Origin of the sequence: Salipiger sp. PrR003 (assembly GCF_010500785.1) — a bacterium.
GTDB lineage: Bacteria > Pseudomonadota > Alphaproteobacteria > Rhodobacterales > Rhodobacteraceae > Salipiger > Salipiger pacificus_A.
Map to the genome: position 1 here is coordinate 18396 of NZ_JAAGOV010000062.1, position 10522 is coordinate 28917.

Below are 10522 nucleotides of genomic sequence, written 5' to 3' on the forward strand. Positions count from 1 at the left end.
TGAGTCACAGGGATGGTTCACTGTGCATTCTGCAAGGACTGAGCAAGCGATAATATCGCTGACTGCACTCAGATCGACCGGCAGCAGCGCATCGGGCAGGTTGTGATAGCTGACCGGGCGCAGGAAGCGGCGGATCGACATGGTGCCGACCGAGGTCGCGCCGAAGTTGGTCGGGGCCGGGTACGGGCCGCCCTGCACCATCGCCTCGCGGACCGCGACGCCGGTGGGGAACCGTTGATCAACAGCCGGCCCGCCTTGCGCTCGAGCACCGGCATCAGGCGCTGCGCCGGGGCGGTGTCCCCCTCGTCCATATGGAGCGTCGCGGTGAACTGGCCTTCGAAGCCGCGCGCCAGTTGGTTCATTTCGTCCGGACCCGAAACACGCTCCACTAGGCCGAGCGGGCCGAAGACCTCTTCGTCAAGCGCGTGGCCCTGCAGGTAATTGGCGGCGTCGGTCTCGAAAAGGTTGGGCAGCGCGTTGCGGTCCTCGCTGTCGGTGACAAGCACCGGCTGCACGGTTTCACGGCATTGCGGCCATCGAAGCGCGACTTGCCGTCCTTATAGGTCTGCGTAATACCATCGTTGAGCATGCACTGGGTGGTGACGCCCTTCAGCGCCGCGGCAGCCGCGGCCACGAAAACGTCGCCCTCGGGACCGGTTTCGACCACCGCGATGCCGGGGTTGGTGCAGAAATGGCCGGCGCCCATGGTGAGCGAGCCGGCCCAACCGGTGCCGATGTCAGCGCCGCGCGCTTTCATCGCCTCGGGGTGCATGAACATCGGGTTCACCGAGCCCAGCTCACCGAAGAAGGGGATCGGCACGTCGCGCTGCGCGCAGAGATCAAACACCGCGCGACCGCCGCCCAGCGAGCCGGTGAAAACCACGGCGTTGATCAGCGGGTGCTGCACCAGCGCCTGACCGACGTCGCGCTTGCCGCCCTGCACCAGCGGGAAGACGCCCTTGGGCATGCCAGTCTTCTCGATCGCGGCGAGGATCGCTTCTGCGACGATTTCGCCGGTGCCGGGGTGCGCGCCGTGGCCCCTGACGACCAAGGGCAGCCCGCGGCCAGCGCGGCAGCGGTGTCACCACCCGAAGTGGAGAAAGCGAGCGGGAAGTTCGAGGCACCAATGACGGCAACCAGGCCGGTCGGGCGATGCACCAGTTTGATGTCGGGGCGCGGCAGCGGCTGGCGTTCGGGCAGAGCCTCATCATGGCGGATGTCGAGATAATCGCCCTTCAGGATGCGTTCAGTGAACAAACGCAGCTGGCCGGTGCTGCGGCCACCCTCGCCCTGCAGGTGGCCTTCGGGCCGGCCGGTTTTCCAACGGCCAATCTCGGTTGTCATCTCGCCGCGCACCTCGATCTCGTCGGCGATGGCCTCGAGGAATTTCGCGCTGCTCTCGCCGCTGGCGTAGCCGTAGCGTCTTCGGCGGCCTTGAAGGCCTGATCAACCAGATCAAGGGTGCGGACGGGGAACTGGTGCACCGGGCCGGTAACGGCCTGGGAGGAAGATTGCGCTTTGGTGGCGATCCATTCGCCTAAGATTAGGTGTTTGCCGTGCGGGTGAAGATCCGTGTCGTGCCGTGCATGGTAACGTCCTTTCCGGCGTCTGCTCGTGCATTGATGTTTGGATCTCTGCCGGTGGAATGTGCGTCGTGATCGCGTGATGAGACGCCCCGCCGTGTGAGTGTCTCGACAAACTCCAGCCTTCTATCGAGGTTCACCCCACGGGATAAGGGCCTGAGCAAGGCGCTGTGCCCAAGCCAAGCATTGAAGCGTGGTATCGGGCAGATCAGGGTGCAGGCAGCCGGTAGAACTCCGCAGCATTGGTTTCGAAGATCTTGGTGAGGTCTTCGGACGTATAGAGGTCCGATAGCAGCGCGCAGGCCAGTTCGGTGACCTCTGAATGGGTCGCGGCGAGCGTGCACACCGGCCAGTCGGTTCCGAAAATCAGCCGGTTGGGACCGAAGGCCCGTGCCACGTGGCTCAGGAAGGGGCGGATGCGTTCTGCGGTCCAATCCGCCCCTGCCTCAGTCACCACGCCCGAGATTTTGCACGAAAGGTTCGGGTGTGCGGCGATGCGGGTGATGTCCTGCCCCCATTGCCCGAATTCGCCGGTGGTCATGTCCGGCTTTGACATATGGTCGACAACGCCGCGCAGACCGGGCACGTCGGGCAGCACCTGCAAGAGCGCCGGCAGATGCCGGGGGAAGGTCAGGATGTCGACAGGCACGCTGCGGCGCGCGACTTCCGAGAGGGCGGCCCGGAAGGCGTCCGAGGTGATGAGAGTGGGATCGTGCTCCTGCAGCATCGGCCGGAGCCCCACCCACTTCGGCTGGTTCATGTAGTGTTCGAGCCGCCTGGCGAAATCCGGGGACGTCATTTCGAGCCAGCCCACCACGCCCGCGACGAAATCGGACCGGGCGGCGATTTCGAGCAGGAAATCGGTCTCCGCTTCGGTCTCCGCTGCCTGCACGACAATGGTTCGTTCGATCCCGGCCTTGGCCATCAGGGGCGCAAAGTCTTCGGGCCCGAAGTCACGCAAGAGCGGGGTCAGGTCCGGCGTCATCCAAGCGTAGTCTCCGCGATCGATCTGCTAGAAGTGCTGATGGGCGTCGATCGTCATGCCCGCAGGACTCCTTTCTTGAGAATGAGGTTGGCGTAGAGCCGCCGTTCGCCCGTCGCCACGATGGCATAGGCGGTCTTTGCGCGGTCGTAGAAAGCAAAGCGGTCAATCTCTTCCATCGTGACCGGCGCGCCTGCCGCACCGGAAAGGATGCGATCAAAGTCATCGTAGATCGGCGGGCGACCGTCGGGAGAAGACATGGCGGCGGCAGGGGCAACGACAAAATCGTCGAGGGGCATGACCGAAAGAATTGCTTCGGCGACGCGGTCAACACCGATGCCCGGCAGGCGGATCAGGCGCCGGGCCAAGGCGGCCGCCGGAAAGTTGGCGTCGGTCAGGACGATTTCGTCGCCGTGCCCCATGTCGCGCAGGATGGCGAGAAGGTCCCCGGTGAGCAGCGGGTCGATACTTTTGAGCATTGTCGAAACCCTTTGTTAGTGGCCTTTGGTCGCGAGAAGCGCGGCTTCGAGATCGGACCAGAGGCCGTCCGGCAATTCGGTACCGAACCAGTCGACATTCTGTTGAAGCTGCTCGGGGGTCTTGGCGCCGATCACCACAGAGGTGACAGCAGGGTGCCGGATGGGGAAGCGGATCGCTGCGGCGGCCAATGGCGCGCCGTAGCCGTCGCAGACCTCGCGAAGCGCCTCGACGCGGGCGATGATCTCGGGAGGTGCGTCGGCATAGTTGAACTTGCGCCGCCCGCCCTTGGGTGCAGCGAGAATGCCGGAATTATAGACCCCGCCAAGCGCCAGCGCGACACCACGCTTTTGCGCGATCGGCAGGAAGCTGTCTTCGGCATCGCGGTCAAGAAGCGAATAGCGCCCAGCCAGCATGCAGCAATCGAGGTCGGTTTCCTCCAGCGCGTCGCGGATCACCTCCCATTCGTTGACGCCAAGCCCGAAGCCCTTGATGTCGCCAGCAGATTTCAGCTCTTGAAGGGCGCGGAAGCCGCCGCCCTTGGTCAGGGCGTTCCAATGATGGGCGTTCGCCTCGCCGTGGGTGACCGGGCCGATGTCGTGGACATAGAGCAGGTCGATCCGGCGCAGGCCGAGGCGTTGCTGGCTGTCGTCATAGCTTCGCATGATGGCGTCATACGAATAGTCGAAGACCTCGCGGAAGGGCAGGGCGTTGACGAAGCCCGGATCGAGCGGGTTCTTCGGCGGTTCGGGGGGGAGTGGCCGACCGTGCCGCTCAGTGGTCATCAGCCGGCCCACCTTGGTCGAGAGCGCGTAGCTGTCGTCCTTCTCGCGCAGAACGTGCCCGACGAGATGCTCCGCGCGGGTGAGCCCATACATCGGTGCGGTGTCGAAATAGCGGATGCCAAGGTTCCAAGCGCATTCAAGCGTGGCCAGCGCCTGGTCTCGCGAAACATCGGCATAGAGGCCGCCAAGCGGTGCCGAGCCGATGCCAAGGGCGGTCAGGGTCAGCCCGGTATCGCCGACCGGCCGGGGCGTGGATGCGGTGATGGTCATACAGGGCTCCCTTCAGGAATTTTGCGTCTGGGCCAGTGTGCGCAGTAGGGGGCGAGAACCACCACCGCGACCCCGATCAGCAGCGGAGAGCGTCGCAGCGAAGTGACGCTGGTTGCCGGTTCCACTCCGCTCAACATCCCAGTGAGCAAGCTCGTATCGGCGATGGCACGGGGCAGGCGAACTGCCGCCCCGCGCCTGTATCGCATCAGCTGTTGGCGTTGATCGCGCTCAGCAGCGAGTCCACGGCCTCGTCGCCGATATTCTCACGCACCATGTCCTGCAGGGGCGCGGTCGCATCGCGGAACTGCTGCAGTTCGTCTTCGCTGAGGTCGATGATCTCCATATGCTCGGCGATCTGCGCCCGCTGCTCGCTCAGCATTTCGTCCTGCACGTCCCACTCAAAATTGGCAGCGTCCACAAGCACCTCGTCGACCACCTGCTGCAAGTCCTCGGGCAGGCTGTCATACCACTCCTTGTTGATGAGGTTCACGTTGGCCAGCAGGATGTGGCTGGTTGTGGTCAGGTACTTCTGCACCTCGTAGAACCGCTGCGAGAGGATGTGCCCGAAAGGGTTTTCCTGACCGTCCACCACGTTCTGCTGCAGCGCGCCGTAAAGCTCGGGGAACGCGATCGGGGTCGGGGCGGCGCCAATGGCTTCCCAAGTCGCGACCGAATAGGGGTTTTCGGGTACGCGGATACGCAGGTTGTTCGACTTGATGTCCTCGGGCGTATGCACCGCTACTTTGGAGGTGGTGAGCTGCCGGAAGCCAGCGTTGTGGAACAGACCGAACTTGATGCCTTTCTCTGCCAGCTTTCCGTCGAGGAAGGCCGAGAACTCGCTGTCGTTGAGGATCTTGCGCAGGCGCATGGTGTCGGTCGGGAACACGTAGGGAATTTCAAATGCCGCGAATTCCGGCACAAACTGCACCGCGCCCGAGGTCGAGGTGGGCACGAACTGCACGTCGCCGAGCATCAGCGATTCCATGAGCTCGCGGTCGCCGCCCAGGGCGCCGCCGCCCTGCTGCTGCACGTCGATACGGCCTTCGGACTTTTCCTCGATGTCCTTTTCGATCTTGTCGAACGCCTGGTAGAGCGGGTGCGACTTGTCGTTGAGCGTATGCGCGAGGATCATCGTATAATCGGCGGCGGCGGCGGGCATCGCTGCGCCAAGCGCGAGCAGTGCTGAAACCGAAAGCGTCTTCAAGTTCATGGTGGTGTCCTCCCTGTGGGTGTTGCGCTCGGCGGTCGTCAACCGGCGAGACTTGGCAGCCAGAGCGTCAGCCCCGGCCAATAGGTGACGACCAGAAGGCCGATGATAAGCAAGGCGATGGGGATCACGAGGCCGCGGCAGATCTGGATCACCGAAAGCTTGGTGATGCCGCTCGCGACATAGATGTTCACCCCCACCGGCGGCGTCGCAAAGCCGATCGCAAGATTGACCACCATGATCAGTCCGAAATGCACCGGATCGACGCCGTAAGGGGCGAGCACGGGCAGCAGGATCGGGGTCAATACGATGATTGCCGAGAGCGTTTCCATGACCATGCCAACGCCCAGCAGGATCACGTTGATGAGCAGCAGCAGGATGATCCGCTCGTCAATCGCGCCGCCGATGAACTCGCCGATGGCGGCAGGCACCTGCAGCAGTGTCAGCACCCGGCCAAGCGCCGCCCCGGTTCCGGCGATGATCAGGATCGGTGCGATGGTCAGCCCTGTGTTGACCAGCACGCGCCCCAGATCGGACGGCGAAAGCTCGCGGAAGATCACCATGGCGACAAAGCCGCCGTAGACGCAGGCGATGGCCGCTGCCTCGGTCGGGGTGAACGCCCCTGCATAGATGCCGCCCAGCACGAAGACAGGCGCGACGAGGGCCCAAAAGCTTTGGCGGAAGGCTTTCGCAGCGCTCACCGTTCCGGCGTCAGAGGTGATCCGCGCGGCGTGCTTGCGCCCGTAGAAATGGGCGTAGAGCATCAGCAGCGCGCCAATCACAAGGGCCGGTCCAATGCCGCCAATGAACAGCGCCGAGACCGAGACTTGCGCGGACATGCCGTAGATGATCATCGGGATCGAGGGCGGGACGATGACGCCGAGCGTGCCCGCCGCGGTGACCAATGCGGTCGCGAAGCGAAGGTCGTAGCCGCGCGCCACCAGCAAGGGCACCGCCATGGAGCCGATCGCCGCCACCGTCGCGGGCGAGCTGCCGGAGATCGCTCCGAACAGCATGCAGGCCGCCACGGTAGACATCGCCAAACCGCCGCGGAACCGGCCAAAGACCGCGTCCGCAAAGCTGAACAGGCGGCGGGCCAGCCCGCCCTGCGTCATGATCTCGCCCGCCAAGATGAACAGCGGGACTGCCAACAGCGGGAAGCTGTCGAGCGCAGTGACCACCGAGCGTACCACTTGCCCCGGGTTGGTCGGAGCGCCAAGCCAGCCCGGCAGCAGCGCCGCGTATCCGAGCGCGAAGGCAACCGGAATGCTCAGCAGCAAGACGACGATAAAGAAGCCAAGAGAATAAACGGCAAGCATCAGGGCCCCCTACACGTCTTCGTGGATGACGGCGTGCTCGTCCGTCAGGTCAAGGCCCGGAACGGCCCCGTCGCGGACCAGCAGCCAGAGCGCCTGAAGGGCGCGCAGCAAGGCCATGCCCATGCCGACCGGCACCGCGAGGTAGACCAGCCACATCTGTATCCCCAGCCCCGGCGAGGCCTGTCCGATCTTCGCGATCCGCTGGGTGAGGGGCACCGAGTACCAGACCATCAGCGCGAAGAAGAGCCCGGAGCCGAGCAGCGCCAGCACCGCGAAGGCGCGCAGCCAGCGCGTGCCGCAGAGCACCGGCAGCAGATCGACCGAGATATTGCGTCCCTCGCGCACCGCGAGGCTCACGCCGATGAAAGTGCACCAGACCAGAAGGTAGCGGGCCAGTTCCTCGGACCACACCAGCGGCGAGCCAACGATGTAGCGAAACACCACCTGCGCGGCGAGGATCGCGACCAGCGCGAAAAGGATGATGGCAAGGATGGCGCGCTCGAAATGCGCCTCTAGTGCGCGGAGCAGTCTCATGCGTCGATCACCTTGCCGGGGTTGAGGATGCCGTTGGGATCAAGTGCGTGTTTGACCCGGCGCATCACCTCCAGTTCCTCCGGAGTGCGGGAGAATTCGAGATATTTCTTCTTGGTCGTGCCGATGCCGTGCTCGGCGGAAACCGAGCCGCCGAAAGCGCGCACCGTGGCATAGACCGCCTCATCGAGCGCCTCGCCCGGCTGCGGTTCTGCCCCCGGCACCCAAGCCAGCAGGTGCAGGTTGCCGTCGCCGATATGGCCGTAATAGACCGACCGACCTCCGGGCACCGCCGCGGCCACGGCGTCGCGGCAGGCATCGGCAAAGGCGTCCATCTGTCCCGTAGGCAGGCCGACGTCATAAGCATGGTGCGGCCCCAGCGTGGTCTTGAATTCGGCGCAGGCATCGCGCACGCTCCAGAAGGACTGCACGTCCGAGAGACTCTGCGAGATCGCTGCGTCCTCGATCACCCCTTCCTCGAACATCGCCTCGAGAAAGGCCATGAAGCGCGGCCCGTCGATCTCTTCGTCGGTGCCCTGCGCCTCGATCAGCACGGTATGGGCGTGGGTCCCCTCGAGCGGATCGCGCACCCCCGGCACAGCGCAGGCCACCTGCCAGTAGTCTGGCCACATCGCCTCGAATGCGGAAAGCGTCGGTCCCAGCTTGCGCCGTGCGCCGCGCAGCAGATCGACCACCTTGCCATAATCCGACAGGCCGCAGATCGCTGCATGGGTGCAGCCGGGGGCAGGGTGCAGGCGAAGCACCAAGCGGGTGATCACCCCAAGCGTGCCCTCCGAGCCGATGAACAGCTGCCGCACGTCGTAGCCGGTGTTGTTCTTGATGAGCTTGGACAGCGCGTTGACGATGGTGCCATCGGGCAGCACCACCTCGGCACCGAGCACGAGGTCGCGCATCATGCCGTAGCGGATCACCCGATTGCCGCCCGCATTGGTCCCGGCATTGCCGCCGATGGCGCAGGAACCGCGCGCGCCGAGGTCGAGCGAGAAGAACAGCCCGCGCTCGGCGGCGGCCTTCTGGATGGTCTCAAGCGGTGTTCCCGCGAGCACCGTCATCGTGGCAGATGCCTCGTCGATTTCCTCGATGCCGACCATTTTCTCAAGCGACAGCGCAATGCCGCCCGCGATCGGGCGCGCTCCGCCGCAAAGCCCGGTCAAACCGCCTTGCGGCACCACCGGAACGCGTGCGGCATTGGCGGCGGCGAGGATCGCCGAAATCTGTTCGGCAGAGCGTGGACAGAACAGCGCGGCAGGCGCTTCCGGCGCGAGCGCTGACCAGTCGTTCCAGTTGCGCGGCGGCACCGGATCGACAAGCGCAGCGCGCGCGATCTCGGGCAGTCCGGACAGCATCGCGGCCAAGGCCTCCGGCTGGCATGCAGGATTGGGGACTCCTCCGTCCATGCAGCGCACTCCTCCTCTAGGGCACCAACTGCTTCGAAATTTACAGCTTGCAATATCACTGTCAACCCACCAACATGTCAGTCATGCATTCAGCCTCGGAGAAACACATGTCCGCCCCTTTGACCCTTGACCAGAGCGCCAAGAGCGCGCCCCGTGCCCATCTTTTCGGGGTCTCGGTGGCCATGGTGACACCGTTCACCGAAAGCGGATCGGTGGATCTTGCGCGGCTGGCGGCGCACGCCGCCGATGTCGTGGGGCAGGGGGTGGACGGGATTACGCTCTATGGCACCACGGGCGAAGGCGCCTCGCTTGGCATGAGCGAGCGCGCGGCGATGCTGGAGGCTGTGAAAGACGCGGGCGTGCCCGCCGACAGGATCACGGTCGGCATCGCAGCCTGTGATCCCGAGACCGCAGAGACGCAGGCCCGCGCCGCTTTGAGTGGCGGGGCTTCGCGCTTGCTGCTGGCGCCGCCGTTCTATTTCAAGGGCATCACCGACGATGCGCTCTTCACCTGGGTGACGGAATTTGTCGCGCGCCTTGGCGACGCCAGCCCCGAGATCATCCTCTACCATATCCCGCAGGTCACCGGCGTGAGCTTCGACGCGCCGCTGGTGCGCCGCCTGAAGGATGCATGCGGCGCGGCGATCTACGGCGTCAAGGATAGCGCGGGCCGTTGGGATCACGCGGCGGCGCTCTTGCCGATGGACGATCTGGCGATCCTGATCGGTGACGAGCGGCTGCTTGCCCGCGCGGCCCCGCTCGGTGGTGCCGGCGCGATCAGCGGCATGGCCAACTTGCTCCCCGGGATGATGCGGCGCCTCGTGCACGCGGGCGAGCCACAGCCCGCACTGGATTCCCTCGTGGACGAGATTGTGCAGGTCCCGGTGACGCCGCTGGTCAAGGCGCTCGTCGGCGCTGCCCGCGACGAGGACGGATGGCAACGCACCCGCGCGCCCCTGCAGCCTGCCGACGCGTCAGTGGTTGCCGCACTGGCCCCCCGCGTGGAAGAACTCGCTGCCATACAGGCTCCCTGACGGAGAAAGAGATGACGCTGCGCGACCAGGCCTACGAGACATTCACCGAACAGCTTCTGTCCCGTCAAATTTCGATGGGGCAGTTCGTGTCGCAGCGCGAGCTGGTGAAGATCACTGGTATGCCACTCGGTGCGATCCGCGAGATGATCCCACGGCTCGAGGCCGATGGCCTGATCCGCACTGTGCCGAACCGCGGATTGCAGATCGTTCAGGTGGACGTTGGCCTGATCCGCAACGCGTTCCAGTTGCGCGCGGTGCTTGAGCGTGAGGCGGTGCGCAACTTCGCAGCAGTCGCGACAGACGACGAACTTCAAGATTTGCAGCGCCGCCATCTCGACATACGCGAGGCGGCGTTGCAGGGGGTGAATCCGCAGCTTCTGGCCGCCGCGCAGCAGATGGACTGGGACATGCACGACCGGATGATCGACGCGCTCGGCAATGACATCATCTCGGCGATCTACCGCACCAATTCGATAAAGATCCGGCTGATCCGCAACGAAGACACGCGGATGCTGCCAGAGCTCGTGGTTTCCGTCATGGACGAACACCTTGCCCTTATCGATGCGCTGATCGCCCGAGATGCGGCCTCCGCGGAAGCGGCGTTGGCGGCGCATCTGGGAAGTGCAAAGCAGCGCGCCGTGCGCATTTAAACCGAGCAAGAGCGCAGACGATCGGCGCCGTCATAGACTGAGATGGTCCCCGAAAACTGGACACCCTGCTAAGCTTGCCGCCAACGATGACGAGGAAGAACAGCGTGGCTGGCAAACGAAAGAATTACGGCGCCGAGTTCAAGGCGAAGGTGGCGCTTGAGGCTATCCGAGGTGAGCTGACGGTCGCCTAACTGGTGGCAAAGCACGGCGTGCATCAGACCCTCATCAACACCTGGAAGCGGCAGGCGCTCGAGGGCATGTCCGCA

9 protein-coding genes and 2 pseudogenes are annotated in these 10522 nt (G+C 64.7%); 3 read left to right on the forward strand and 8 right to left on the reverse strand.

The annotated features are described in order from the left end of the window. Positions 1 to 66: 66 nt before the first annotated feature. From G0D83_RS22130 to G0D83_RS22165, 8 genes and pseudogenes are all read right to left on the reverse strand, one after another. Positions 67 to 1544 (reverse strand): annotated as a pseudogene (locus G0D83_RS22130) (aldehyde dehydrogenase (NADP(+))); the annotation flags it as partial. Between the two features lie 247 nt (positions 1545 to 1791). Beyond that, entirely contained in the window at positions 1792 to 2568 is a 777-nt protein-coding gene (locus tag G0D83_RS22135; protein ID WP_203595641.1) for an amidohydrolase, read from the reverse strand. Between the two features lie 53 nt (positions 2569 to 2621). Then, complete coding sequence (locus G0D83_RS22140; RefSeq protein ID WP_164196824.1) at positions 2622 to 3044, reverse strand: RbsD/FucU family protein; 423 nt, start codon at positions 3042 to 3044, stop codon at positions 2622 to 2624. A gap of 15 nt (positions 3045 to 3059) precedes the next feature. Then, entirely contained in the window at positions 3060 to 4097 is a 1038-nt protein-coding gene (locus G0D83_RS22145) for an aldo/keto reductase (protein WP_164196825.1), read from the reverse strand. 205 nt (positions 4098 to 4302) lie between these two features. Beyond that, positions 4303 to 5307 (reverse strand): TRAP transporter substrate-binding protein, encoded by a 1005-nt coding sequence (locus tag G0D83_RS22150; RefSeq protein ID WP_108970029.1) that lies wholly within the window; start codon positions 5305 to 5307, stop codon positions 4303 to 4305. 38 nt (positions 5308 to 5345) lie between these two features. Continuing rightward, complete coding sequence (locus G0D83_RS22155; protein WP_108970028.1) at positions 5346 to 6623, reverse strand: TRAP transporter large permease; 1278 nt, start codon at positions 6621 to 6623, stop codon at positions 5346 to 5348. 9 nt (positions 6624 to 6632) lie between these two features. Beyond that, positions 6633 to 7157: a TRAP transporter small permease gene (locus G0D83_RS22160; RefSeq protein WP_164196826.1), complete on the reverse strand. Its 525-nt coding sequence runs from the start codon at positions 7155 to 7157 to the stop codon at positions 6633 to 6635. Then, positions 7154 to 8572: an FAD-binding oxidoreductase gene (locus G0D83_RS22165; protein ID WP_235958167.1), complete on the reverse strand. Its 1419-nt coding sequence runs from the start codon at positions 8570 to 8572 to the stop codon at positions 7154 to 7156. Before G0D83_RS22165 ends, G0D83_RS22160 begins: the two co-directional genes overlap by 4 nt. 107 nt (positions 8573 to 8679) lie before the next feature. On the opposite strand from G0D83_RS22165, the gene G0D83_RS22170 reads away from it, so the two are divergent. The 3 genes and pseudogenes from G0D83_RS22170 to G0D83_RS22180 all read left to right on the forward strand — a co-directional run. Beyond that, the gene (locus G0D83_RS22170; protein WP_164196827.1) at positions 8680 to 9606 is read left to right on the forward strand and encodes a dihydrodipicolinate synthase family protein; all 927 of its coding nucleotides are present in this window, start codon (positions 8680 to 8682) and stop codon (positions 9604 to 9606) included. Between the two features lie 11 nt (positions 9607 to 9617). Further along, positions 9618 to 10256, forward strand: coding sequence for a GntR family transcriptional regulator (locus G0D83_RS22175; RefSeq protein ID WP_108970025.1), 639 nt, complete (start codon positions 9618 to 9620; stop codon positions 10254 to 10256). A gap of 104 nt (positions 10257 to 10360) precedes the next feature. Then, positions 10361 to 10522 (forward strand): annotated as a pseudogene (locus G0D83_RS22180) (transposase); the annotation flags it as partial.

Bases quoted from the DNA above. Each gene is read 5' to 3' on its own strand.
- G0D83_RS22135 (WP_203595641.1), bottom strand. From the start codon at position 2,568: ATGACGCCGGACCTGACCCCGCTCTTGCGTGACTTCGGGCCCGAAGAC.
- G0D83_RS22170 (WP_164196827.1), top strand. From the start codon at position 8,680: ATGTCCGCCCCTTTGACCCTTGACCAGAGCGCCAAGAGCGCGCCCCGT.
- G0D83_RS22145 (WP_164196825.1), bottom strand. From the start codon at position 4,097: ATGACCATCACCGCATCCACGCCCCGGCCGGTCGGCGATACCGGGCTG.
- G0D83_RS22140 (WP_164196824.1), bottom strand. From the start codon at position 3,044: ATGCTCAAAAGTATCGACCCGCTGCTCACCGGGGACCTTCTCGCCATC.
- G0D83_RS22175 (WP_108970025.1), top strand. From the start codon at position 9,618: ATGACGCTGCGCGACCAGGCCTACGAGACATTCACCGAACAGCTTCTG.
- G0D83_RS22150 (WP_108970029.1), bottom strand. From the start codon at position 5,307: ATGAACTTGAAGACGCTTTCGGTTTCAGCACTGCTCGCGCTTGGCGCA.
- G0D83_RS22165 (WP_235958167.1), bottom strand. From the start codon at position 8,572: ATGGACGGAGGAGTCCCCAATCCTGCATGCCAGCCGGAGGCCTTGGCC.
- G0D83_RS22160 (WP_164196826.1), bottom strand. From the start codon at position 7,157: ATGAGACTGCTCCGCGCACTAGAGGCGCATTTCGAGCGCGCCATCCTT.
- G0D83_RS22155 (WP_108970028.1), bottom strand. From the start codon at position 6,623: ATGCTTGCCGTTTATTCTCTTGGCTTCTTTATCGTCGTCTTGCTGCTG.